Annotated in this window: 25 protein-coding genes; 19 read left to right on the top strand and 6 right to left on the bottom strand. The window is 63.3% G+C overall.

Annotated features, from left to right (window positions below; translation table 11 throughout):
* Positions 1–74 precede the first annotated feature (74 nt).
* A complete protein-coding gene (locus JOE60_RS11290) occupies positions 75–701 on the bottom strand; it encodes an isochorismatase family protein (RefSeq protein WP_167262947.1) in 627 nt (208 codons plus the stop codon).
* Complete coding sequence (locus JOE60_RS11285) at positions 701–2,038, bottom strand: nicotinate phosphoribosyltransferase (RefSeq protein ID WP_390905065.1); 1,338 nt, start codon at positions 2,036–2,038, stop codon at positions 701–703. Before JOE60_RS11285 ends, JOE60_RS11290 begins: the two co-directional genes overlap by 1 nt.
* Before the next feature lie 29 nt (positions 2,039–2,067).
* Here JOE60_RS11285 and clpS point away from each other — a divergent pair, with 29 nt between their 5' ends.
* The 6 genes from clpS to rdgB all read left to right on the top strand — a co-directional run bounded on the left by clpS (position 2,068) and on the right by rdgB (position 6,369).
* The gene (gene clpS, locus JOE60_RS11280) at positions 2,068–2,430 is read left to right on the top strand and encodes an ATP-dependent Clp protease adapter ClpS (protein ID WP_167262943.1); all 363 of its coding nucleotides are present in this window, start codon (positions 2,068–2,070) and stop codon (positions 2,428–2,430) included.
* On the top strand, positions 2,423–2,989 hold the full coding sequence (locus JOE60_RS11275; protein WP_167262941.1) for a DUF2017 domain-containing protein: 567 nt from the start codon (positions 2,423–2,425) through the stop codon (positions 2,987–2,989). Before clpS ends, JOE60_RS11275 begins: the two co-directional genes overlap by 8 nt.
* Before the next feature lie 64 nt (positions 2,990–3,053).
* Positions 3,054–4,127, top strand: coding sequence for a glutamate racemase (murI, locus tag JOE60_RS11270; protein ID WP_167264146.1), 1,074 nt, complete (start codon positions 3,054–3,056; stop codon positions 4,125–4,127).
* Complete coding sequence (locus JOE60_RS11265) at positions 4,124–4,921, top strand: MBL fold metallo-hydrolase (protein ID WP_167262939.1); 798 nt, start codon at positions 4,124–4,126, stop codon at positions 4,919–4,921. The genes murI and JOE60_RS11265 overlap by 4 nt, the downstream gene beginning before the upstream one ends.
* Positions 4,922–4,951: 30 nt before the next feature.
* On the top strand, positions 4,952–5,710 hold the full coding sequence (rph, locus tag JOE60_RS11260; protein ID WP_167262937.1) for a ribonuclease PH: 759 nt from the start codon (positions 4,952–4,954) through the stop codon (positions 5,708–5,710).
* A complete protein-coding gene (gene rdgB / locus JOE60_RS11255) occupies positions 5,707–6,369 on the top strand; it encodes an RdgB/HAM1 family non-canonical purine NTP pyrophosphatase (protein WP_167262935.1) in 663 nt (220 codons plus the stop codon). Before rph ends, rdgB begins: the two co-directional genes overlap by 4 nt.
* Before the next feature lie 110 nt (positions 6,370–6,479).
* Here rdgB and JOE60_RS11250 read toward each other — a convergent pair whose 3' ends face one another.
* Positions 6,480–7,244, bottom strand: a complete 765-nt coding sequence (locus JOE60_RS11250) for a DedA family protein (protein WP_167264144.1) — start codon at positions 7,242–7,244, stop codon at positions 6,480–6,482.
* A 126-nt stretch (positions 7,245–7,370) separates the two neighbouring features.
* Between JOE60_RS11250 and JOE60_RS11245 the strand changes: the two genes are divergently transcribed.
* The 5 genes from JOE60_RS11245 (at position 7,371) to JOE60_RS11225 (ending at position 11,176) form a co-directional block, all read left to right on the top strand.
* Positions 7,371–7,772, top strand: coding sequence for a GntR family transcriptional regulator (locus tag JOE60_RS11245; protein WP_204815007.1), 402 nt, complete (start codon positions 7,371–7,373; stop codon positions 7,770–7,772).
* The gene (locus tag JOE60_RS11240) at positions 7,769–8,701 is read left to right on the top strand and encodes an ABC transporter ATP-binding protein (RefSeq protein WP_167262931.1); all 933 of its coding nucleotides are present in this window, start codon (positions 7,769–7,771) and stop codon (positions 8,699–8,701) included. The genes JOE60_RS11245 and JOE60_RS11240 overlap by 4 nt, the downstream gene beginning before the upstream one ends.
* Positions 8,698–9,384 (top strand): hypothetical protein, encoded by a 687-nt coding sequence (locus JOE60_RS11235; protein WP_204814916.1) that lies wholly within the window; start codon positions 8,698–8,700, stop codon positions 9,382–9,384. The genes JOE60_RS11240 and JOE60_RS11235 overlap by 4 nt, the downstream gene beginning before the upstream one ends.
* A 126-nt stretch (positions 9,385–9,510) precedes the next feature.
* Positions 9,511–10,521 (top strand): 3'-5' exonuclease, encoded by a 1,011-nt coding sequence (locus JOE60_RS11230; protein WP_167262929.1) that lies wholly within the window; start codon positions 9,511–9,513, stop codon positions 10,519–10,521.
* Positions 10,522–10,624: 103 nt separating this feature from the next.
* Complete coding sequence (locus JOE60_RS11225) at positions 10,625–11,176, top strand: DUF4395 domain-containing protein (protein ID WP_167262927.1); 552 nt, start codon at positions 10,625–10,627, stop codon at positions 11,174–11,176.
* Positions 11,177–11,180: 4 nt separating this feature from the next.
* On the opposite strand, the gene JOE60_RS11220 is transcribed toward JOE60_RS11225, so the two are convergent.
* Positions 11,181–12,248, bottom strand: coding sequence for an ADP-ribosylglycohydrolase family protein (locus JOE60_RS11220; RefSeq protein ID WP_167262925.1), 1,068 nt, complete (start codon positions 12,246–12,248; stop codon positions 11,181–11,183).
* A gap of 82 nt (positions 12,249–12,330) precedes the next feature.
* Here JOE60_RS11220 and JOE60_RS11215 point away from each other — a divergent pair, with 82 nt between their 5' ends.
* From JOE60_RS11215 to JOE60_RS11190, 6 genes are all read left to right on the top strand, one after another.
* A complete protein-coding gene (locus JOE60_RS11215; protein WP_167262923.1) occupies positions 12,331–12,687 on the top strand; it encodes a YidH family protein in 357 nt (118 codons plus the stop codon).
* Positions 12,684–13,049: a DUF202 domain-containing protein gene (locus JOE60_RS11210; RefSeq protein WP_314323541.1), complete on the top strand. Its 366-nt coding sequence runs from the start codon at positions 12,684–12,686 to the stop codon at positions 13,047–13,049. Before JOE60_RS11215 ends, JOE60_RS11210 begins: the two co-directional genes overlap by 4 nt.
* Before the next feature lie 100 nt (positions 13,050–13,149).
* Positions 13,150–14,091, top strand: a complete 942-nt coding sequence (locus tag JOE60_RS11205; protein ID WP_167262921.1) for an MIP/aquaporin family protein — start codon at positions 13,150–13,152, stop codon at positions 14,089–14,091.
* Between the two features lie 71 nt (positions 14,092–14,162).
* The gene (locus tag JOE60_RS11200) at positions 14,163–15,335 is read left to right on the top strand and encodes an exonuclease SbcCD subunit D (protein WP_167262919.1); all 1,173 of its coding nucleotides are present in this window, start codon (positions 14,163–14,165) and stop codon (positions 15,333–15,335) included.
* Positions 15,332–18,352, top strand: a complete 3,021-nt coding sequence (locus JOE60_RS11195; protein ID WP_167262916.1) for an AAA family ATPase — start codon at positions 15,332–15,334, stop codon at positions 18,350–18,352. The genes JOE60_RS11200 and JOE60_RS11195 overlap by 4 nt, the downstream gene beginning before the upstream one ends.
* A gap of 86 nt (positions 18,353–18,438) precedes the next feature.
* Entirely contained in the window at positions 18,439–19,812 is a 1,374-nt protein-coding gene (locus JOE60_RS11190) for an MFS transporter (RefSeq protein ID WP_167262914.1), read from the top strand.
* A gap of 3 nt (positions 19,813–19,815) precedes the next feature.
* On the opposite strand, the gene JOE60_RS11185 is transcribed toward JOE60_RS11190, so the two are convergent.
* The gene (locus JOE60_RS11185; RefSeq protein WP_167262912.1) at positions 19,816–20,775 is read right to left on the bottom strand and encodes an AraC-like ligand-binding domain-containing protein; all 960 of its coding nucleotides are present in this window, start codon (positions 20,773–20,775) and stop codon (positions 19,816–19,818) included.
* A 185-nt stretch (positions 20,776–20,960) separates the two neighbouring features.
* Here JOE60_RS11185 and JOE60_RS11180 point away from each other — a divergent pair, with 185 nt between their 5' ends.
* Positions 20,961–22,436, top strand: coding sequence for an APC family permease (locus tag JOE60_RS11180; RefSeq protein WP_167262910.1), 1,476 nt, complete (start codon positions 20,961–20,963; stop codon positions 22,434–22,436).
* A gap of 18 nt (positions 22,437–22,454) precedes the next feature.
* Here the strand turns inward: JOE60_RS11180 and JOE60_RS11175 are convergent, their stop codons facing one another.
* Positions 22,455–23,201 (bottom strand): IclR family transcriptional regulator, encoded by a 747-nt coding sequence (locus JOE60_RS11175; RefSeq protein ID WP_390905066.1) that lies wholly within the window; start codon positions 23,199–23,201, stop codon positions 22,455–22,457.
* Between the two features lie 145 nt (positions 23,202–23,346).
* On the opposite strand from JOE60_RS11175, the gene JOE60_RS11170 reads away from it, so the two are divergent.
* On the top strand, positions 23,347–24,681 hold the full coding sequence (locus JOE60_RS11170) for an MFS transporter (protein WP_167262906.1): 1,335 nt from the start codon (positions 23,347–23,349) through the stop codon (positions 24,679–24,681).
* Positions 24,682–24,719 lie beyond the last annotated feature (38 nt).

Here is a 24,719-nt window from a genome sequence, read left to right as displayed (position 1 = left end):
CTCCTGGGAGTACGGATACCCCAAAGGGCGCCGCAGTGTGCGGCGCCCTTTGGCGTGCAGGCAGTGTTGCCTATTCAGCCCTCGTCGACTTCGACGCCCGCCTCATCAAGCTCCTCGAAGACATCGGTCAGGTCGTCGGCGATCCCGGCAGTGAGCCCGGCGATCACAGTTGTCGTGTACCCGGCCTGGACGGCATCCAGCGCAGTGGCTTTAACGCAGTAATCCGTGGCGATGCCCACTACCACCACTTCCTCCACGTCATGGCTCTGCAGCCAGTCATCGAGTCCTATGGCGTCAGCATCGAACACGTCGGTGACGGCAGCCCCGGCCTTGAGTTCGCCCGTGGGGACGTCGTCTTCCGGGGCCAGGATGCCTTCAAACCCGGAGTAGGCGGCCGTGAATTGTCCCTTCCGGAAATACGCTTCGATGAATTCCGGCTCCAGGTCATCGTGGAGCTCAGCGCCCCGGGTACGGGCGCGGCAATGGGGCGGCCAGGAATCCACCATGTCCGGGTTCTCGGAGAAATGGTCGCCGGGCTCGATGTGCCAATCCTGGGTGGCAACGATGTGGTCGAAATTCTGCTGGTGTGCGTCGACGTAATCGGAGATGGCACCCGCGACGGCGGCACCTCCGGCTACCGCCAGCGTGCCGCCTTCGCAGAAGTCGTTCTGGACATCAACGATGATCAGTGCCCTGGACATCAGTCCTCCTCGTAGATGGTGGGGATTGCGGGCTCGCCGCGCTGAAGACGTTTCACGACGGCGGGCAGCTCGGCCATGGTGGCGGTGTGGCGTTCCTTGGCCCGTTGGACACCTTCGGGCCCCGTCCATCCGGGGAGCACCTCACCGTTCTTGACAAACTGCTGAAGCAACTGCCGGTCATTGCCGTCGTCCTGGGGGCGGTGGCCGATGCCTACCAGTTCGTGGGTTGCCGTCCCACGTTCGTTGAGTTTGCGCAGGGCAAACTTCCGGCCTCCCACGCTGACCTTGTTCTTCGCGGCCTTGGCCACTGAAACGAACTCGCCGTCATCATTGGTGCGGCTGACCAGCTTGTACACCATGCTGGCTGTTGGTGCTCCGGAACCGGTCACCAACGACGTACCCACGCCGTAGGAATCCACCGGCGCCGACTGCAGGGCTGCGATCGCGAATTCGTCGAGGTCGGAGGTGACCACAATGCGGGTGTCGACGTTGCCGAGGTCATCGAGCAACTGGCGCACCCACTGCGCCTGGGCAATGAGGTCGCCGGAGTCCAGGCGCACGGCGCCCAGCTTGTCGCCTGCCAGTTCCACGGCTGTCCGGACCGCTTTCTCCACGTCATAGGTGTCAACAAGCAGCGAGGTTCCGGGGCCGAATGTCGCGATCTGGGCTTCGAAGGCTTCGCGTTCAGTGTCGTGCAGCAGAGTGAACGAGTGTGCTGCGGTACCCACGGTCCTGATTCCGTAGCGCCTTCCGGCTTCCAGGTTGGAGGTGCTGGCAAAGCCGGCAATCACAGCGGCCCTGGCTGCCGCCGTCGCGGATTCCTCCTGGGTGCGGCGGGAGCCCATCTCGATGCACGGGCGGGTGCCGGCGGCCGACGTCATGCGGGACGCCGCGGACGCGATGGCGCTGTCATGGTTGAGGACGGACAGGATGAAGGTTTCCAGGATGCACGCTTCAGCGAAGGTGGACTCGACAATCAGGATGGGGGAGTTGGGGAAGTAGGCGTCGCCCTCGGCGTACCCCCAAATGTCGCCGCTGAACTTGTAGTTGGCAAGGAAATCGAGCGTTTCCCTGTTGACCACGTTGTTCTCTTCAAGGAAGGCAAGCTCGGAGTCTCCGAACCTGAAGTTGGCTATCCCCTCCAGGAGGCGCCCGGTGCCACCCACAACGCCGTAGCGCCGGCCGTCCGGCAGCCGCCTGGCAAACGCCTCGAAAACCGAGCGCCTGTGGGCGGCCCCGGAGTGCAGGGCGGCTTGAAGCATGGTCAGCTCGTAGTGGTCTGTGTACAAGGAAGTGGCGGGGTGGTCCCACGACGTGGCTCTACTCACGAAATTCACTCTAGTGCTCGCCGCCCTAGAATGGACAGATGAGCTCTAGCGTTGCGTTTGGCACAGACATTGATGAGCGGACGGACACCGCGGTGCAGTCATCCACCGATGTCCTGACTGCCCCTGACATTCCATGGAACCTTGTGATCTGGAACGATCCCATCAACCTCATGAGCTACGTCAGCTACGTGTTCCAGAGCTACTTTGGCTACTCCGAGTCCAAAGCGCACAAACTCATGATGGAAGTTCACAAGAAAGGCCGTTCCATAGTTGCCCACGGCAGCAAGGAACAAGTGGAACAGCATGCTGTTGCCATGCACGGTTTTGGCCTCTGGGCCACCGTGGAAAAAGCAGCCAACGGACACGAGACACCCGGGAAGGGCGGCCGCCAGCGTGGCTAAGGCATTCAAGTATGGATTGAAAGGCATCACCGGATACTTGGAGCCTGCCGAGCGGGATCTGCTGCGCGGGTTGGTGGATGACGTGGTGTCCATGCTGGAGCCAGGCGTCCGGGAGAACGAGGATCCGCTGGCGGCGTTGATCGGCTTGGACATGGACGTCCAGCAGCCCACCGACCGCGCCCTGCTGAGACTGCTGCCGAATGTGATGAAGGACGACGACGACGGCTCGCTGGAGTTCCGCCAGCTCACCGAGCGCTCCGTCCGGGAACGCAAAATCGGAGCGCTGAAGGCCACTGCCCTGGGATTGGACAGCAATGACCTGGTGCTGTCGCTGGAAGAAGCCACCCGTTGGTCCACCGCGCTGAACGACATCAGGCTTGTTTTGTCGGAGCGTCTGGACATCCGCGATGAGGCCGACGCCGAGCACGTCCACAGCATGCAGGACTGGAGCAGGGCAGAGGACGTGGAGAGCTACCTCGCGCTGGTGTACAACTTCACCACGTGGCTGCAGGAGTCCCTGGTCCAAGCCATGATGGCCGCCCGGCAGGCAAAACCCTGAACGCCGGCGACGCGCCGGTCACCGGCCTTGTGACACATCCGACATGAGGCGGGCACCACAGGTAATGGCCGGACATCAAGGGAAGCCTTATTCTCGAATGATTATGACTTCAACAACGGGCAGTTCATCCGGCAGTGCCTTGGGCAGCGTTGCTCCTTCCGCTTCCGGGGACCCTGCGGGGTCGCGGCCACTGGGCATTTTCGACTCCGGGGTGGGTGGGCTGACGGTGGCCCGCTCGATCATTGACCAGCTGCCCAACGAATCCATTCTGTACGTGGGAGACACCGCCAACGGACCTTATGGACCGCTTCCCATTGCCGAAGTCCGGGCCAATGCCCTGGGCGTCATGGACGAGCTCGTTGACTCAGGGGTCAAGCTGCTCACCATCGCGTGCAACTCCGCTTCGGCAGCAGTCCTCCGTGACGCGCGGGAGCGTTACACCGCCCGCTATGGAATCCCGGTCATTGAGGTCATCCAACCAGCAGTCCGCAGGGCCGTTTCTGCCACGCGTTCCGGACGGATCGGCGTCATAGGAACCTCCGCTACCGTGGGCTCCCGGGCCTACGAGGATACGTTTGCCGCAGCTCCGGACCTGACCATCACCTCTGTGGCCTGCCCGGCCTTCGTCGAATTCGTGGAAGCCGGCGTCACCACCGGGCCCGACCTCCTGGCCGCGGCCAACGAATACCTGGAGCCATTGAAGACCGCCGGGGTGGATACCGTAGTGCTCGGTTGTACCCACTACCCGCTGCTGACCGGCGTCATCTCTTTCGTCATGGGCGAGGACGTCACACTGGTGTCCAGTGCGGAGGAGACCGCTAAGGACGTCTACCGGGCCCTGGCAAACCACGGCATCCAACGGACGGACCCCTCAGCCCCCACCCATGAGTTCATCGCCACCGGGGACGCTGTCCAGTTCGAGACCCTGGCCCGTCGCTTCCTGGGGCCGGAAGTCCTCTCCGTGAAGCATGTTGATCATGTGGCTGCCCAGTACCCCACGGGCAGCCTTGCGCGCATCACCCCGGAAATGCTGGAAGCCGCGCGTTCCGGCTCGGGCTTGTCGCGGCGCTCCTATTTTGTCCAACCTGATGGGGATCTCCGGTCCGGCTCCGGGGCCACGATGGGACGGGCATTGTGAAGCTGACAATCGTGGGTTGCACCGGGTCCTTCCCCGGCCCGGGTTCCCCCGCATCCTGCTACCTGGTCACCGCCCACGACGGCCACCGTGAATGGAAGATCGTCATGGACCTGGGCAGCGGAGCCTTGGGTACCATCCAGCGGTACACCGACCTGGAGGACATCGACGCCATCTTCCTGACCCACCTGCATCCTGACCACTGCATGGACCTTTGCGGTCTTCACGTGGCAGTCCGGTGGAAGCCGGGCGGCTGGGGCCGTGACAGGCTTCCCGTGTGGGGACCGGCCGCCACGGCGGACCGGATGGCCACTGCCTATGGCCTGGACCTGGATCCCGGGATGCATGAGGAATTCGACTTCACCAACTGGGCCGAGCAAAAACCCGTCACGGTGGGGCCGTTCACTGTGACCCCCTATGCCGTCAACCACCCGGTGGAAGAGGCCTATGCCTTACGGGTCACTGCCACTGAGCCGGGCAAAGACGGGGTGCCGGTCACCAAGGTCCTGACCTATTCCGGCGACACGGACTCCTGCGCGGGCTTGGAAGAAGCCGCCCGGGGCTCCGATCTCTTCCTCTGCGAAGCAGCCTTTGAAGAGGGCCGGGACGATGACATCAAGGACGTCCACCTCACCGGAAAGCGTGCCGGGGAAGCTGCAGCGAACGCCGGTGCCAAACGGTTGCTGCTGACCCATATCCCCGTGTGGACCTCCCAGACCAAAGTGCTGTCTGAAGCCAAGCCTGTTTTCGCTGGTGACGTCGCGGTTGCGGTGGCAGGAGTGCACTACTCGATTTAGGCCACGCCCCAACCTCGATAAGCTGGGTGCATGACTTCTGAAGCTACTGCAACACCCGTGGTCCGTGCCGACGGCAGGACCCCAGACCAACTGCGCCCCATCAGCATCACCCGCGGCTGGTCCAAGCAAGCTGAGGGCTCTGCCCTGATTGAGTTCGGGAACACGCGGGTCCTGTGCACCGCTTCGCTGACGGAAGGCGTTCCGCGCTGGCTCAAGGGCGAAGGCCGGGGCTGGGTGACAGCCGAGTACGCCATGCTTCCGCGCGCCACCAACACGCGCTCCGACCGCGAGTCCGTCAAGGGCAAGATCGGTGGGCGCACCCACGAAATTTCACGGCTGATTGGACGCTCCCTGCGTTCCATCATTGACACCAAGGCCCTGGGTGAGAACACGATCGTCCTGGACTGCGATGTTTTGCAGGCCGACGGCGGAACCCGGACTGCCGCGATCACGGGGGCTTATGTTGCGCTCGCCGAGGCAATCCGCTTTGCCCGCGAGCACAAGTTGATTTCGCGAAACGCAGAGCCCTTGGTGGACACCATCGCTGCGGTGTCTGTGGGCATCATTGACGGAGTGCCCATGCTGGATCTTCCCTACGTGGAGGACGTCCGCGCTGAGACGGACATGAACGTGGTGGTCACCGGATCCGGGAAGTTCGTGGAAGTCCAGGGGACAGCCGAGGGTGCTCCCTTCGACCGGGATGAACTCAATGCCCTCCTGGACCTGGCGTTGCTGGGTACCACGCAGCTCTCAGCCATCCAGCGGGAAACCCTGGCGGAGGCTCCGTGAGTGCCGGCCAGGCAACCGGCGCCCCGCGCCTCGTGCTGGCAACGCACAACAAAGGCAAGTTGAAGGAACTCCGCGAACTGCTCCGCGGTCAGGTTCCGGGACTGGACGTTGACACCCAGGTAGTGGATGCTGCTGCGGTCGGCGCGCCTGATGTCGCAGAAACAGGCGTCACCTTTGCTGAGAACTCGCTGCTGAAGGCGCGGGCCGTTGCGGAGGCTACCGGACTGGTGGCCATTGCGGACGATTCGGGCCTGGCCGTGGATGTACTGGGCGGTGCTCCGGGAATCTTTTCCGCCCGGTGGTCCGGCCGGCATGGTGACGACTCCGCCAATCTTGACCTTTTGCTCGCCCAGATCGCCGATGTCCCGGATTCGTTCCGGGGTGCAGCCTTTGTCTGTGCTGCTGCGTTGGCAGTCCCCGGCAAGGACGGAATCCGCCAGGAAACGGTGGAGTACGGGCAACTGGAAGGGACGCTGTTGCGGGAGCCCAGGGGAGCCGGAGGATTTGGCTACGATCCCATCCTGCAGCCGGCGGGCATGGACCGCAGTTGCGCCGAGCTGAGCTCCGAGGAAAAGAACGCGATCAGCCATCGCGGGCAGGCATTCCGTGCGCTGCTGCCTGCGATCGTTGCAGGGCTGGAGGCCCCGGACGCCAACTAGTCGCCTCGCACATAAGAAAGGCACCCCGCCTGCGGGGTGCCTTTCTTATTGCCTGCTGACCATCGCGGCGGGGTTTGGCCGGTGTTTGCCGGGGTCAGCGCTTGGTGGGGTCAGTGCTCGCCGTGCTTTCCGGCGTCGTGTTCTTCGATGAATTCCTCCACAGGATCGGTGCCTTGGGCGGCAGCTTTGCGCTTGGCCATGAACCCGCGGGCAACCTCGATGAAGACCGGGATCACGGAAACCAGCACGATGATGATGAAGATGATGTCCAGGTTGTTGCTGACCCACGGGATGCGATCACCAAGGATGAATCCCAGGAGGGTCACGCCGCCGCCCCACAGGACTGCGCCGATGACGTTGAAGATGAAGAACTTGCGCTTATCCATCTGCGCAACGCCAACAATCACGGGCACGAACGTACGGATGATCGGCACAAAACGGGCCAGGATCAACGCCTTGCCACCGTGCTTTTCGAAGAATGCGTGGGCGCTCTCTACGTTTTCCTTCTTGAAGAGTTTTGAGTCGGGCCGGTTGAAAATGGCGGGCCCGGCTTTGGAACCGATCAGGTATCCGGTCTGGTTGCCGAGGATCGCGGCCACGATGATGAGTCCGGTCAAGGCCCAGATATTGAACTTGATGGTGTCGGTGGCCACCAGAAGGCCGGCGGTGAAGAGCATGGAGTCGCCGGGCAGGAAGAATCCCACCAGCAGGCCCGTCTCCGCGAAGACGATGCCGCACACCAACAGCACCACCCACGGGGCCAAAGCAGGATCGGCAAGGAAGATCTGGGGGTTCAACCAGTCAGGCAGAAACGAAGCCATGGACGGCTGTACCGGTCCTGCGCCCCCGAAAGCGGATACGGCAAGGTCGTTCATCGCAGAAAAGATCACCTGTTAAGGGTACTTGAAGCCCGTCGTCGGGAATTCCGACGCTCTTGACGCTGGCGGCTGAGGTTGTATGGTTAGTTACATGAGTAATGAACCAATGAGGCGGTGGTGCTCATGATCGACGACGGCAAGCCGATATTCCAGCAAATAGCCGAGCTGATCGAGAACGGGATCGTGGACGGCAGCATGGCGGAGGAATCCCAGGTCCCGTCCACCAATGAATTTGCCGCGTTCCACCGCATCAATCCGGCCACGGCGGCCAAGGGCGTCAACCTCTTGGTGGACGCCGGAATTCTCTACAAACGCAGGGGGATCGGGATGTTTGTGGCCACAGGTGCGCGCGCCCAGGTGATTGCGCGCCGAACCGAGGAATTCTTCGAACAATACGTAAAACCCCTCGCCGTGGAGGCCCGCAAGCTGGGTATCTCCGCCGAGCAACTCACCACCATGATCACCCGCAGTGCCGTGCTTGAACCGAAGCCCGGGACGGATAAGGAAAGGAGCGCGGCCCTGTGACTGACACCATCGTGGAGGCCCGCAACCTCAGCAAGCATTACAAGGACCACAACGCCCTGGACCAGGTGAACCTGAGGTTGTCGGCCAACCGGATCTACGGACTGCTGGGCCGCAACGGTGCAGGCAAAACCACCCTCATGTCCATCCTGACCGCGCAGGCCTTTGCCACCGCCGGCGAGGCCCTGGTATTCGGGTCCCCGGCCTACGAAAACGAGGCCGTCCTCTCCAGGATCTGCTTCATCCGCGAATCGCAGAAGTACCCGGACGACTTCCAGCCCAGGCATGCTTTCCGGTCGGCGGCGTTGTTCTACAAGGACTGGGATCAGCAGTTCGCCGAGCAACTGGCGGAGGAGTTTCAACTTCCCACCAAACGCCGCATCAAGAAGCTCTCGCGGGGGCAACTGTCAGCCGTAGGGGTCATCATCGGCTTGGCATCACGTGCCGAGCTGACGTTCTTCGACGAACCATACCTGGGGCTGGACGCCGTTGCGCGGCAATTGTTCTACGACCACCTGGTGAAGGACTTCGCAGAGCATCCGCGAACCATCATTCTTTCCTCCCACCTGATAGATGAGGTGGCCAACCTTCTGGAACACGTGGTGGTCATCGACAAGGGCCGGATCATCATGGATGCCGACGCTGATGCTCTCCGTGGTTCTGCCGTGACAGTCTCCGGCTCCGCTGACACCGTGGATTCCTTCCTCGCAGGGCGGACAATCCTGCATCGTGAAGTCCTGGGTTCGCTTGCCTCTGTGACACTGGATGGGGCCCTGGACGGCCGCGAGCGCGCAGAGGCGCTGGAACTGGGGTTGGACCTTTCGCCGGTTTCGCTCCAGCAGCTGGTGGTGCGGAAAACCATGGCCGCGGGCAGCCCTCTTCTTATGGGAAACACTCTTGATGCCGATGCTGCAGTGGAGGTACGGCGATGAGCAGGGTTATGGCAGTTGCCCGGATGCAGCTGATCAACAAGTGGACCTATATTGGATGGCCATTGACCATCCTGGGGGCGGCATTCCTGATGTCGTTGGCCATCTTTGCCCTCATTCCCGTCAATGAAGGAAAGTACGGCGGTGGCAGCCAGGCGCCTATGTGGTATTTCATGGTCCTGGGTATCCAGAGCCTCACGCTGGTCTTCCCCTTCTCCCAAGGGTTGAGCATCAGCCGCAGGGCTTTTTACCTGGGAACACTGGGACTGTTCTCCGTGATCGCCTTGGGCATGACGGGCCTCTACCTGGTGGGCGGCGTAATAGAGAGGGCAACCAACGGCTGGGGTGTTTCGGGATACTTCTTCACCATTCCCTGGGCCACCGACGGGCCGTGGTATTCCGCGGCGGCATTCCTCTTCGTGGTGATGATGTTCATGTTCATTGTGGGGTTCTGGTTCGCCACCATCTACAAACGTTGGGGCACCAGCGGCATGCTGGTTTCCACCCTGGGCACAGGCGTGGCATTGATTGGCCTGGGCGCACTGGCAACTCTCTTGGAGTGGTGGGGGGCCATCGGAAACTGGTTTGCCCAACAGACGCCCTTGACCATCAGCGGCTGGACCGCCCTGGTGTCTGCGGTCCTTGCCGCGGGGTCTTTCGCGACGCTGCGCAAGGCCACGCCCTGAACCGGCGGCACCAGCACGTGGTGTTGGCCACATCCCGGCCGTAAAGTTCTTGTGAAGTTCCGGCTGCAAGGCCGCCCCGCCGGGTAAGTCGGCTGGGGCGGCCTTTTCCAGCGGTAACCTTGAGCAGTGGCTTTGGACTTTACTGCGATCGACTTTGAAACCGCCAACGGCTTCAGGGGCTCGCCCTGTTCGGTGGGGCTGAGCAAAGTCCGCGGGGGAGTAGTGGTGGAAGAAGCCTCGTGGCTGATGCGGCCTCCAGAACACCACGACCACTTTGAATTCCACAACACACGCATCCACGGGATACGTGCAGAAGACGTGGCGGGCCATCCCCGCTTCGGAGACCTTTTCCCGGAAATTGGCGCCTTCATAGGAAATGACATCCTGGCGGCCCATAACGCGGCCTTCGATCTGGGCGTCATCCGCTCAGGGCTTGAGGTATCCGGTCTTTCCGGGCCTGCCTACGACTACGTATGCACCGTGATGCTGTCCCGCCGCTGTTATTCGCTGGTATCCAATTCCCTGCCGTATGCCGCAGAGGAAGCCGGGGTGCCGCTGGTCAATCACCACGATGCCGCCGAGGACGCACGGGCCTGCGCAGGGATTCTGGTGGACATCGCCCGGCGGAACGGCGCCAACAGCATTGCCGAGCTTTACCTGTCCCTGGGCCTGACGCTTCCCACCCAGGCCGCCTTCGATCCGGCCCTTGGCCTGTCCAAGGCAACTGTCTCAGCCCTGGCGTCCCGGGCGGGCAGCAGTCCGGGGGAAAGCATGGTGAGGCCTCCCTCCCAGCCGGCCGGCTGGTCCGCGTGGCCGGAAGAAGGACCCAACCCCCTGCCCAACCCCGCCGCCGAACCCGGCCATCCCTTGTTTGGGCAAACCGTCGTGTTCACCGGCGACCTCGCCATCACCCGGCCGGAAGCGAAGTCCCGGGCAGCTGACATGGGGGCCAGGCCGGAAAGCAGGGTTACTTCGCGCACCACTGTCCTGATTGTGGGAGACGGCTTTGTTGCAGGGGATCTGCGCGCCGGCCGGCTGACCGGAAAGGCCAAGCGCGTCATGGAGCTGCATGCGAAGGGCCAGCAAATCGAAGTTGTCTCCGAGGGCGAGTTCCTCCAGATGGTGGGCGGGGCGTAACCCGCGCGGAACGGGCGCGGCATCGGCCCAGCAGCCTCAGGGCGGCAGTCATACTGCGCAACAATGCTTCCGGCGTGACCGGCTGCCCTTCTAGCTTTAACGAATGACCAAGCCAGCCCTTCAATCCGCGCCCGTGCAACAGACCACCGACGTGCGCGGCGGCAAGGGCGTGAGGTGGAGCAGCGTTTTCGCCTTTCCCAATCCCGTCAACGAGTACGCTGCCCGGATCACGGCCGGCCTGGTGGTGGCAGTGGCCACCGCAACGCTGCTCACCGGGTGGGGCTGGGGCCTGGCCGTCCTGGCCGTGGGGTTTTGGCTCCGGGTACTTTTCGGCCCGCGCATTTCTCCCCTCGCGCTGCTCTCCGTCAAGGTGATTGCTCCCCTGATCGGCCACGCGAAGCTGGTGCCGGGGCCGCCCAAGCGCTTCGCGCAAGGTATCGGGGCCGCTTTGACGAGTACCGCCGTCGTGCTCTTTGTCCTGGGTAACCTTCCGGCGGCGTGGTTCCTTCTGGTCCTGTTGATCGTGGCAGCGTCGCTGGAAGCATTTCTTGGCTTCTGCCTGGGATGCGCGATTTTCGGTTTCCTGCAGCGGCGCGGCCTTATTCCGGCTGAGGTGTGCGAGGCCTGCAACAACATCACCCTTCGCCGCAGCTGAGCAGTCAGCCTTCGGTGACCGCCAGCAACCGCTGGGCCATGCCGCGGATGACGTCCGGTGCCTCCAGGGCAGTCAGCCACTCGCTGGGCAAGCACGCTTCGCCGTACAGGGCACCCAGTATGTTGCCGGCAATCGAGCCGGTGGAGTCGCTGTCGCCGCCGTGGTTGATGGCAACCGCCACGGCGTTCCGGAAGTGATCGGCGGGATCGCTGCCTTCCGTTGCGAGAACCGCATAAAGTCCGACGGCGAGCGCTTCCTCGGCGATCCATCCCTCCCCGAGTACCGAGTTCAGTTCCCCGGGGCCGGCAACAGAGGCGCTTCGGGACAAATCCAAGGCCGCTTCAAGGCGTGCCGGGAGCTCCCGGGCTTTGGTGGGAACGCCGTTGATGAAGGCAAGGGCGTCGACGGCGGCAGTCCGGACATCGCCGCCCGCCACAATGTTGTGGATGAGCAGGCTGAAGGCCGCGGCGCTGAGGCGGGCGGAGGGGTGGCCATGCGTCAGGGCTGCTGCATCGGCACTGAGCTTGTAAACGGCTTCGCGTGAAATGTGCGGAATAAGTCCAAAGGGCGCTGACCTCATGACGGTGCCGCAGCCTTTGGATTCCGGATTAACGGGGCGGGCAACGGTTCCCATGGCACCGCTGGCCAATCCGCTGAGACAGGCATTTCCCGGCGCCCGGCGGTGTTTCAGGACTTCCTGGCCATCGATCCAGCGGGGCTGGGGGACCGGCGCGGATGATGCGGCCTCCACGTCCTGGGTTGCCAGCCACCTGAGGTAGGCGAGCCACAGGCAGGCAATTTCGTCCGCTGCCACACCATCGTTGGCCCACTCAAGTGCTTCCACCAGTCCGTCAACCGTGTAAAGAGTCATCTGGGTGTCATCGGAGAAATGGCTGGGTTCCTCCAGCTGTTCAAAGGAGACCAGGCCTGAGGGACCGTACCGTGCGCGGATTGCGGCGAGCGAGTCGAACTCCACGGCGTAGCCCAGGGAGTCACCCAGGGCGCCGCCCAGGAGGGATCCGTGGACGCGGGATGCGAAGGAGGGTGCGGTGGGGGAAGCGTCAACACTCATGCCAGTAACTTACCGTGCCGGCCAACCGCCGCTGGTATGGTGGGGAAGCTTCCCGGCCCTGACTGAAACTTGGAGTGAGCACGTGCGCGAACCTGCTTGGCGACGGACAGGAAAGACGCCTGACTACCGCTTCTCCTTGGCCAATGAGCGCACGTTCCTTGCGTGGATCCGTACGTCGTTGGCGTTGCTGGCCGGCGCAGTGGCTATTGATCAGCTGGCTCCCAATATTGCTCCCCAGCCGGTGCGCCTGGTTCTCTGCGTTCTTTTGGCGCTGGTGGGCGCGGGCCTGGCCGCCTTGTCCTACAGGCGGTGGGGCCTCATGGAAGCGGCCATGCGCAACGATCAGGAATTGCCCTTTTCGCGGGTGATGTTCTTCATGACGGTTGTGGTGGCACTGGCTGCGTTGGCTTTTGCCGTGCTTATTCTGGTGGCACGGTGACCCCAGGTCCCGTGGGCGGCGAAGCCAGGGATCCGGGCCTTCAGCCTGAACGAACCACCCTTTCATGGCGTCGGACGCTGATCTCCTTGGTGGTGGTGGATCTGTTCATGTGGCGCAGTTGGCTGACCTCCGAGCCCGTGGCGGAGCCGGTTTTTCCCGCTCTTCCGGGCCTTGACTACCAAGGCATCTGCGCCCTGATGGCCGCTGCAGCCACAGTGGTTCTGTCTGCCGCAGCCTGGATCCGTTTGCGGCAGCTCCGCTCCGGCACCAGTGCAGCCCCCGCCGCGGTGCCGCTCCTGTGTACTGTGGCTGTGGTGGCCCTTGGAATCACGGCCATGGCCGCCATCGTCCTGGGTCGCTGAACCGGCCACAGGCTCCGTGCTGGTGTCCAGCAATCGCCCAGACTGTGCTGGCAAAATACACAGGAGCCCCGACGCCCCCGATTCTAAGGACGCACCAGCCATGACTACTCCAGCGCAGGCCACCCCAGATACCCGGCCAGGATTGCTGGCCCGGTTGTCGTCAGAAGCTTTGGGATCCCTGCTCATCGTCTTCGTTGCGGCCGGCGTCTCGATTTTCTCAAGCCCGTCCGGAGCTCCGGTGCCTGCCGCATTGGCCACCGGTTTGGCCGTGGCTGCAGCCATGGTGGCTTTCGGCCATGTTTCCGGGGGTCATTTCAATCCCGCCATCACTGTGGGTAACTTCATTGCCGGGCGCATCCGGGCTGTGGCGGCGCTGGGCTATGTTGTGGCCCAGGTGGTAGGCAGCATCGTTGGCGCAGCCTTGGTGTACGTCATTGTGCTGACAGTGCCCGTGTTGACGGATGCCCGTTCGGCTTTCGGCTCGGTGGCCGCGGGATTCGGTGAGCATGCGCCCGCCCAAACACAGCTGGCGGGCGTGCTGCTGGTGGAAGTAATCGGCTCCGCCCTGCTGGTGGCTGTTTTCCTGGGCTCCGTAGCCGGCCGGCGCGCTGTTCCTGCCTTGGCTCCCTTTGCTGTGGGCCTCACCCTCGCCGTGCTTCTGCAGTTCGGGCAGGTGCTGGGCAATACTCCCTTCAACCCCGCGCGCGCCACCGCCCAAGCGTTCTTCAGTCCGTCGTGGGCACTTGATGGTCTGTGGCTGTTTTGGGTTGCCCCTCTGTTGGGTGCAGCGCTGGCGGGCTTGGCCTTCCGCGGGCTCAAAGGTTTGTCGCACGTTGCAACCGGGTCTGATGAGCCAATCGCAGCTGATGGCGTCAATGGTGGTGGAGTCAATGATGCCTTCGACGCCGACGAGGACCCCACCCACGCAGCGGTCCGCCAGGAAGCGACGTCAGCTTCCGGGACTGCCAAAGAGCCCGTTCCCCCGGTGGCTGCACCACAGTCCGACGACGCCCGCGACTTCTTTGACGGCAAGAAAGGTTAAGCTGCGTCAGGGTTCGACGGCGGGCGGCCCGCCTTCGCTTTTTTGTCGGACACCCCCGCTAGCTTGGAAACATGCGGTTACTCCATACTTCTGACTGGCACTTGGGCCGATCGTTCCACGGCGTTGGGATGCTTGATGCCCAACGCAGTTTCGTGGATCAACTGGTGGACTTCGTGGACACCAACTCCGTGGACGTTGTCCTCATAGCCGGCGACGTTTACGATCGCGCCTTGCCGGGCCTGGACGTCGTCAAGCTGCTTGATGACGCTTTGGTGCGCATCACCGGGACGGGTGCCGCTGTGGTGCTGACCAGCGGCAACCATGATTCCGCCATCCGGCTTGGCTTTGCGTCCCGCCTCCTTGCGCGCGGGGGAGTCCACCTGCGGACCCGGGTGGAGGATCTCGACGTCCCGGTGTTGCTCCCCATTGGCAAGGAACAGGATCGAGGGCACGTGGCGCTGTATGGGGTGCCCTATCTGGAACCCAGGCTTGTAGCCGGGCGCCTGGGAGTGGAGACCGCCACTCACTTTTCCGTGACGGCTGAAGCCGTAGCCCGGATCACGCGGGATGTGGAACACCGGCGCTTGGAAGGCCCGGTTCTTCCCGTTGTTCTGGCGCACACCTTTGCCAGCGGTGGCATCACGTCGGAAAGCGAGCGCGACCTGAGTATCGGTGGGCTCGGAGCGGTGCCACTGGATCTCTTTGACGGATTCTCCTACACCGCCTTGGGTCACCTCCATGGCCGGCAGGTCCTGGCCGCGAATGTACGGTATTCCGGTTCTCCCTTGGCGTATTCCTTCTCCGAAGCAAAACATCAAAAGGGCGCATGGTTGGTGGACATCGCCGGCGATGGAAGCGTGGAAGTCCAGGAGGTTGCCTGGGACGCGCCCCGGAAGTTGGCGATACTACGCGGCACCATGGATGCCCTGCTGGAATCACCGGATCATGCGTGGGCAGAAGAAGCCTACTGCCACATCACGGTCACCGACCCCCAACGTCCAGCCCAGGCCATGGAGAGATTGAGGACCCGTTTCCCGGACACCCTGGTCCTGGCTTTTGACCCCGAGGGAGCCGAGGCCAAGGTCAAAACGAGCTACAGCACCCGCCTTGCGGAGGCCCGGGATGACCTGGAAGTGTGCTGCGGGTTCCTTGACCATGTACGGGACAGAACAGCAACACCGGCAGAAAAATCCGCCTTCCTGGAGGCCTTGGAGGCAGTCCGTTTGGAGGAAGCCGAGCTATGAGAATCCACCGCCTGGAGATTGAAGCCTTCGGTCCCTTCGCCGATGCCCAGCATATTGATTTCGATCAGCTCAGCGCCCAAGGGCTGTTTCTCCTGAACGGTGCCACCGGCGCCGGCAAGACCAGTATTTTGGATGCCATTTGCTTCGCCCTGTACGGATCCGTTCCTGGTGCCAGGCAGGACGGTAAACGGCTCCGCAGCGATCATGCCTCTCCCGGGGCAGAGCCAAGTGTGGTGTGTGAGTTCTCCGCCAGGGGACGGCGCTTTGAAGTTTCCCGTTCTCCCGCCTGGTTCAGGCCGAGCTCGAGGGGCCGCAACGGATTCACCGAACAGAAAGCCAAGACCCTTCTGCGGGAATGGGTGGACGGCGCCTGGGAGGAGAAGACTTCCCGGAATGACGAAGCCGGGGCGGAACTCGCCGGGATCCTGGGAATGGACCGGGATCAGTTCACCCGGGTCGTCATGCTGCCGCAGGGCGATTTTGCGGCCTTCCTGAGATCCAAAGCAGGTGACCGTCTGGAGCTTTTGAAGAAGCTCTTTGGCACCCAGCGGTTCGAAGCCGTTGAGGGCCAGCTGGCACGTCAGGCTGCGGCGGCAGCACTCGCTGTGAAGGAAAATGCTTCGGAGCTGCAGATGCTGCTGGAGAGGGTCGGCGCTGAGCGTGCACACCTTGGCCTGGGCGGCCCCGGACCGGGGGACTCCCCGGAACCGGCCACCAGCGGGCTGGAGCCTGGCGTCTGGCTGGCAGCCGTGGAGCAGGAATTGACGGAGGAACGGAACCGCCGCCAAAAGCAGTCGGCACAGGCAGAGGTGCGCTCCTCGGCCTTGGCCGGCCATTACCAGGCGGAGCAGGAAAAATCGCTGCGGCACTCACGGCTGGCCGCGGCCATGCAACGGCGGGTCTTGCTTGAGCTTGCCGCTCCGCAAGCCCAGGAAAACAAGGAAAGGCTTGCGCGGCACCGCCGTGCTGCCGTCCTTGGTGGTCACCTTGACGCCGCGGCCGTGTCAGCAGGTAAATACCGGTCCGCAGTGGACGCTTACGCTGCTGCCACAAGGAAGTTGGAGGAGGCAGGCGGGGTATCCGACGATCCTGCCGGAGCCCTGGAGTCCATCGAGGCAACAACGGCTGTGCTCCATGCCCGCCTTCCCGATGAACAGCGCATGGAGCAGATTGCGGCCAGAATACGGGCCCAACGCAAGCAGCAGGAGAACAGCCAAAAAGCCGCGGAATCAGCCGAGGCCACGCTGGGGGAATTGGCTGCTGAAGCCACCGCAATAGATCTCCAGGTGCAGCCACTGGAGACGGTCGCTGGACAGTTGGCGGACCGGGAGCGCGAGGCTCGTGCTGCCAGCGAGCTCGTGGACATCGTTGCCCGCTGTGCTGAAACCGCCCAAGAGGTAGACCGCTTGGGCGCGCAGCACGTGGAGGCTCGTGGGACGTCGCAGGATCTGCGGCAAAAATGGCTGGACATTCGCGAGAGCCGGCTCGCAAACGCTGCCGGTGAACTGGCTGCGGCACTGCAGGACGGCCAACCCTGCGCCGTCTGCGGAAGCGATTACCATCCCCGCCCGGCCGCCGCTGCCGTGTCAGCACTCGCGCTGGCCCAGGAAGAAGACGCGGCCCGTAGCAAATTTGACAGCAGCGATGAAGCCGTTGCCCTGATTGCCAACCACCTTTCCACTGCCACAGCACGCCTGGCGGGGCTCAAGGCCCAGAGCGGCTCCGTGGATGCGGCCGAGGCAGACTCCCGGTTGGCCGAAGCGCGCGCTGCAGCCAGCGCAGCGAAGGAAGCTTCACGCTCATTGGCAGGTCTGCTGGAACAACGCGACACCCTTGCCCGGAGTATCCTCGCGGCCCAGGACCAGTACACAGCCTCCACCGCCGAAGCCTCCCGGGCAGGTGCTGCACTGGTGGTTCTCGAGGAACAACACAACGGGCTCGCTGACGACCTCAAGGGCTTGAGGGGAATCTTCCCGGACCTGCGCTCAAGAATTGATGCCCTGGGAGCAGAGAGGGCGCTGCTCAAGGCTGTGGTGGATGCAGGCAGGGCCCAGGAGAGTGCCAAAGTGGCTTTGGACGAGGCCAACCTGTCCCTGGCTGAAGCACTTCCGGATTCCGGCTTCGCTTCCGCCGAAGAGGCCCGCAATGAACTGCTGTCCACGGCCGATGAAGTGGTATTGGAGCGGGATGTGGCGGAATTCGATGCCGAGGCGGCCCGCCTGGACGAATTGTTCGCCAACGAGGACCTTGTCCTGGCCGGCAAGGAAGCGGGCCTCGGTGAACTCCCGCTGACCGAAGACCAGCTGGCCGCCGCCAAGGACGAATCTGCGGCTGCCGCCAGGGACTACCAAGCCGCAGCCTTGGCCGAAGGCCTGGCTGCCAAGTCGACCACGTCAGTGATGCAGCTCCGGCGTCAATACCAGGACCTCGCTGCCGCCGGTGAGGAGCCGCAACGGCGGGCCCGCTTGCTGCAGGAACTCGCCGATACTGCCCGCGGAAGCGGTGACAACAGCTACCGCATGAGTCTGAACTCCTATGTCCTGGCAGCCAGGCTGGAGCAGGTTGCCGAAGCAGCCTCCGAACGGCTGACCGCCATGAGCGATGGCCGCTACACCCTGCAGCACACCGATGCCAAGGCAGCACGCGGGGCCAAATCGGGACTCGGCCTGGAAGTGGTTGATGAGTGGACCGGTCAGCAAAGGGACACCTCCACCTTGTCCGGTGGTGAATCGTTCATGGCCTCGCTCTCCTTGGCCCTGGGCCTGGCGGACGTGGTCCAGCAGGAGGCCGGCGGCGTGGACATCGAAACCCTGTTTGTCGACGAAGGATTCGGAAGCCTGGATGAGCAGGCCCTGGAGCAGGTCATGGATGCTTTGGAAGGGCTTCGGGATGGCGGCCGTGTAGTAGGCCTGGTAAGCCACGTCGCCGAAATGAAGCAACGCATCGGCACGCAACTCCAGGTAGTGAAAGGACGGAACGGGTCCAGCGTACGGATCGCTGAATCTGTCCCCGGTTGAAAGCCATCAGCTAGACTTGACGTGTTACACCGGGTTGCGCGCATCGGGAGGAGGGACGATGCGCACTCTTTAGCGAACCCGGATTAATGGAAAAATCTTCATTGGCCCAGAAGGCCGTATCTCCTGCATCTCCCCGACCCTCCCGACTCCCCGGACGGTTTGCCCGCCTGCCGGAACTGGCAGGTCCGGGCTTCCTCCCCTTGGGACTCTTCGCCCGGCTTCCCCTGGCCATGCTGACAGTGGGAACGCTGACGCTGGTCACCGCGGTCAGCCAGTCCTACGCGATCGGCGGGATGGCAGCCGGTGCAGTCGGCATAGGCTCTGCCATGGGCGCGCCCGTACTGGGTTCCTTGGCCGACAAAGCTGGTCAACGGCGGGTTCTTTTGGCAGCCGCGGTCATCAATACCGTTGCCGTGGTGGCTTTGCTTGCTGCTGCCTATCTGACCACCGGTTATGGTTCGGCACTCGACTCCATCGGCGTCCTCATCACCGCATTCCTGGCCGGAGCCAGTTGCCCGCAGGTTGGGCCCATGGCCCGCGTGCGATGGATGGCCCTGACCACGCGCAATCTCTCATCTTCTGCCAAAGGCGGGAGCAGTGTGGCCTCCAACAGGGCCGATCTGGACACTGCTTTGTCCTACGAAGGCACTGCGGATGAAATGACCTTTGTACTGGGACCGGCCCTGGTTGGCATCCTCGCCAGTGTTGTGGCGCCGTGGTTGCCGTTGGCCCTGGCAGCCCTCATGACCATCACCCTGGTTCCTGCTTTCGCAGTCCATCCCAGCCAGTTGGCCGTGGCGCCCGCTCCCAAGGGTTCGCAGGCTGTCCATGAGGATCCAGCGGGCACCAGCGGGGAAGCAAGAAGCGCCCGGCAGCGAAACCGGTGGGCCGCTGCCGTAGTAGCTGTCCCGGTGTTGGCAATGGTCTGCATGGGGACCTTCTTCGGAGCAACCCAAAACGCGCTGAGTGCTTTCTCCGCGCAGTACGCCACAGCCGAGATCGCAGGTCTGCTGTATGCCGTGATGGGCTTGAGCTCCGCCGTGGCGGCCCTGTCCGTGGCCTTCTGGCCACAGCGATTCAGCCTCGCCGCCCGCTGGGTAGCGGCCGCCCTGGCCATGACCGTCCTGTCACTGTTGTTGCTGCTGCCTGCCGGAATCTGGCCCATGGTGGCGGTCCTGTTGATTCTGGGTATCCCCGTTGGTCCCGTCATGGTGACGGTGTTCAGCATCGGTGGAGTGGTTGCCCCGGCCGGACGGATGGCCACTGTCATGACAGCGCTGGCCAGCGGAATCGTGGCGGGTACGGCCCTGGGATCCTACGTGGCCGGTCAACTGGCCGAAACCCAAGGGCCAGGAGCCGCGTTCCTGGTATCGATGGCCGCAGCTGCGGGGCTCCTGGTGCTGGGCCTGGTGACCTTCCTGGTGATGAAGCGCCAACCCCGGCCGCAACCCATGCCCTGATGCTCAGGCTGTATTGCGGTAACCGGTTGGCGAATTGCCGAAGGCAGCCCGGAAAATGCGGCTGAAATGCGCGGCATCGGTAAAGCCCCAACGCGCCGCGATGGCCGTGACAGGCCTGTCCAGGAGCACCGGGTCCTTGAGGTCCCGCCGGCACCGTTCCAACCGGCGCTGCCTGATGGAAGAGGCCACTGTGGTGTCGATCTCCTGGAACAGATCATGCAGGTGCCGCGTGGAAATGTAGTGTGCCGCTGCGATGGATCCGGGGGAGAGGTCGGGATCGCCGAGGTTTGCCTCGATGTAATCGTGGATGCGCGCCAGGAGAAGCAGATGCGGGTCCCGGCCGGTCTCGACGACGTGATCGAGTTCCCCATTGAAAAGTGTCGTGACCAGGTCCAGGGCATTGTGGACCAAGCGCAGGCCGTTGGCACCGGAAAGAGCTTCCAGGTTGTCCGCCAGGCGCACCAGGAAGGGGCTGATGAGTTGTCCCAGCCCTTCGTCGCCGGGAATCCGCAGCGCTGTCACGTGACCCATGGCCCCGGCTGGCAAGTCCAGCAGCACATGCGGAAACATCAGCACCAAAGTGCGGAAGTCGTCGTCGAACGTCAGCTGGTAAGGCCGGGATGTGTCGTAGATGGAGAGGTCGCCGGGGCGAAGCAGGGCCTCACGATCGTCCTGCACCAAACGGCCCGAGCCTGCCAGCTGGATGCTGAGTTTGAAAAAGCGTCCCGTTGACTTCGCAATCAGCTCCGGTGTCCTGAGGACCGTGTGGGGGCCAGCTGCCACTTCCACCACAGAGATCTGCCCCAGCACGCGGGACCTCATGGTGCCATGGAATGATGCGTGGGCCGGTCCCTTGGCGACCAACGGAACGAACGATGTGGAGATCGCCCGGCTCCATTCCGCGAAAGAATCAGCCCGCACAGCAACAACTGTTGAGGGAGGCGTGTCGGCCGCAACGGACATGGGACTCCCTTCATGAGTGTGGCCATGATTCTACACCTGGGTCCTGGGGCGACGTGGGCCGTGCGTGTTCCGACAACCACCCTGCCGTGTGAGACAAGTCACGTGTGGTTCCTGCGATGGAAGATTGCGGAATGAACCACACCGTGCCGCCCGGATCTCCCGCGGCACCGAGGCAGGAGCACATAATGAGCGTTGACAATACCGTCAAAGGCAGGACCGTCGGGCCGCCAAAAACCAAGAAACTCCTAGGCGTACCGGCCGTCACTTTCATGATTATCGCCGCCTCGGCGCCGCTGACAGTTCTGGCCGGCGGTGTCACCACCACCTTTGGAGTGACGGGCGTGCTGGGAGTGCCACTCTCCTTCCTGGTGCTGGGCGGAATATTGGCGCTGTTTGCCGTGGGGTATGCGGCAATGAGCCGCTACGTCACCAATGCCGGAGCTTTCTACGCCTATATTGCCCAGGGCATCTCGCGCCCGGCGGGGGTGGGAGCTTCGCTGATTGCCCTGATGGCCTACAACCTCATGCAAGTGGGAATTTATGGGCTTTTCGGATTCACCGTCTCTTCGCTGCTCTCCGCCCGGTTGAACATCAGCGTCCCGTGGTGGATCCCGGTACTGGTGTGCATTGCGGTGGTGGGTTGGTTGGGAGTGAACAGGGTGGACCTGTCGGCCAAGGTCCTTGGCATCCTGGTTGCCTTGGAATTCCTGGTGGTCATTGTCTACGACGTCCTGAGCCTGGCAGTGGCACCGGAGGGCGTCAGCGCCGACGCCTTCAGCCCGGCCGCACTCTTCGTCCCGGGCGTGGGAGCGGTGCTGTCCTTTGGCATCGCGGCTTTCATGGGCTTCGAATCGGCAGCCATCTACGGCGAAGAATCCAAAGACCCCCAGCGCACCGTGGCGCGGGCAACCTTCGCTGCGGTGGGAATCATTGCCGTGTTCTACGCGATCTCTGCATGGGCCATGACCGTGGGAGCCGGTCCTTCCGCCGTCTTCGAAACAGCGGCCACCAGCGGGCCGGACATGATCTTTTCCTTCCTCGGAGCCCATGGCGGGGTACTCCTGAGCGATATTGCCCAAATCCTTTTTGTCACCAGTCTCTTTGCGGCCTTGGTCAGCTTCCACAATGCCGTCGCCCGCTACTTCTTCTCCCTGGGCCGCGAGCGTGTCCTGCCATCAGCGCTGGCCAAAGTACGCGCCCAAAGTGGTGCGCCGTTCGCCGGCTCGTTGGCACAAACAACCATCGCGGTAGTGGTCACCTTGGGATTTGCAGTGGCCGGCTCCACCTCGGAGCTCGGTGAGCTCTATCCGGTGCTGACCATGTTCACGTGGCTGACCAACAGCGGGGCAATCGGCCTGGTGCTGCTCATGGCGGTGGTGTCGGTGGCAGTCATCGGGTTTTTCCGCCGCAACGGGCACGGAGCCGGGCTGTGGGTACGGGTAGTGGCGCCGAGCTTGGGCCTGGTGCTGCTGGCCCTGGTGTTGGTGCTGATTCTCGCCAACTTCAACGTTCTGCTGGGGCAGACGGAATCCTCCGCGGCCACGTTTGTCCTGCCGATGCTGGTGATGCTGCCCGGCATCGCGGGAGTGCTGTGGGGCCTGCGCCTTCGACGCACACAACCGGAGCTGTATTCCAGGATCGGCCACGGGGCCGAAAGCTAGGCAGCGCCGGGGCCCGCATCAGAGCAATTGGCCTTCGATGCGGGCTGCGCTCGCAGCAAGGGCCTGGCCCACTGCGTCGGCGTCCTGTTCCAGCCGGATATAGACGACGGCGATCGCTGCCGGACGTCCCCCAGGGACGGTGATGGGGGCTGCTACGGAGGAGAGGCCGGCAATGACTTCATCGTGGCTGGTGGCGTAGCCGAGCTGGTGGGCACGGCGGGCTTCCGGCCTGTAGGGGATGCCGGCAGCCACCTGCTGCCACCGTTCCTCGGTCATGGTGGACTGGATGGCAATGCCGGGCGCGCCTGTGCTGACGGGGTGGCGGGTGCCGGGGTGCTGGGCCAGTGCTGAACCGGTATGCCGTGGCTCGACGGTCACCAGCGTGACGCATTCCTGGTGATCCCAGACCGCCACGAATGCTGTCATGTGCAGTGAGTTCGCCAGCTGGGTCAATTCGGGCAACGCCGCTGTTTGCAGGCTGCGCGAAACGCCGCTGGCCAGGACGGCCAGTCCGGGGCCCGGCTGGACCCTCCCGGCATCGTCGCGGACAAGGAGTGAGTGGTCCTCCAAAGTCCGCAGGATCCGGTAGGCCACGGAACGGTGGACGCCCAGTGCCTGGGTCAGCTCGGCGATGGTGAGGGGCCGGTCGGCTGCGGCGAGGATCTCCAGGGCCCGGATTCCCCTGGAGAGCGTTTGCGACGGCGGGGGCTGGGTTGCCGTGGCAGCGTGGCCCGGGTTTTCGCTGGGGGACTCCATGCGAACCATCCTATGCGTGCGGCACCCCCGGGACGGGCCCCAACAGTCACGGCCTGTGCTTTGAGTCACAGACTGTAGTATCCTTTCCTAACTGACCGTTCTGTCGGTTAATGCATTCACTCGCCGACCAGTCACTCTCACCCATGGAGTTCCAATGACCGCAACTTCCACTGTCGACTCACCGTCGGGACCCAGCACCAAGCGCGAAGAGCGCAGGGTCCTGGCCGGGACACTGGTGGGCACCACCATCGAGTGGTACGACTTCTTCATCTTTGCCCAGCTGACAGCGACGCTGTTGGCTCCCTTGTTCCTTTCACCCCTGGAAAAGTCCAACCCCGGGGTAGCGCAACTTCTGTCCTTCGCCACCATCGGCATCAGCTTCCTTTTCCGGCCGCTGGGTGCTTTTGTTGCCGGCCACCTGGGTGACCGCATGGGACGCAAGGCCGTCCTGGTCATGACCCTGGTCATGATGGGTGCTGCCACAGCCCTTATCGGTGTCCTTCCGACGTACCAGTCCATCGGGCTGTGGGCTCCGGTTCTGTTGATCCTGCTGCGCATTCTCCAGGGATTCTCCGCCGGTGGTGAGTGGGGCGGCGCTGCACTGATGGCTGTGGAACACGCACCCATCAAGAAGCGCGGCCTCTTCGGCGCCTACCCGCAGATCGGTGTGCCCATCGGCATGATCCTGGCCACCGGACTTCTCTACTTCCTGCAGTCCGGCATGTCCAAAGAGGACTTTGCTTCCTGGGGCTGGCGGGTTCCCTTCCTGCTGTCCGTCGTCCTGATCGTGGTGGGCTACCTGATCCGGCGTGCCGTGGGTGAAAGCCCGGTCTTCAAGGAGCTTGCCCTGCGCAAGGCCGAAAGCAAGGCACCCCTGGGTGAGCTTTTCCGCAAGAACAAAAAAGAAGTGGTCCTCGCTGCCCTGATCTTCATCGCCAACAACGCGGCCGGCTACCTGCTGATCGCCTTCTTCATCTCCTACGCCACCAAGGCCCTGAAGATGCCGGCTCCACAGGTCCTCCTGGCAACCACCGTCGCATCATTCGGCTGGTTGATCTTCACCATGGTGGGCGGCTGGCTCTCCGACAAGATCGGCCGGGTCAAGACCTTCCTCATTGGCTACGGCATGGTCTTTGCGTGGATGATTCCGATGTTCGCTTTGATCGACTCCAGGGACATTTTCCTGTACGGCACTGCGTTGTTCGTGCTCACCATTGGCCTGGGACTTTCCTACGGCCCAATGTCCGCCATGTACGCAGAGATGTTCCCCGCCCAGGTCCGCTACTCCGGAATCTCCATCGGCTACGCCTTGGGAGCCATCCTCGGCGGCGCATTTGCCCCCTTGATCGCCCAGGCCCTCCTTGACGCCACCAAATGGTCCGGTTCTGTTGGCCTCTACATCATGGGGCTGTGCATCATCTCAGCCGTAGGTGTCATTCTGGCCAAGGAAACCCGTGGCCGCCCGCTCGGTTACAGCGTCCACCACTAACCAGCGTCGCAGAGGCATCATCGACGGGTGCGGACCAT

Source organism: Paenarthrobacter ilicis (assembly GCF_016907545.1).
Classification (GTDB): domain Bacteria; phylum Actinomycetota; class Actinomycetes; order Actinomycetales; family Micrococcaceae; genus Arthrobacter; species Arthrobacter ilicis.
This window is presented reverse-complemented; position numbering and strand designations above follow the sequence as displayed.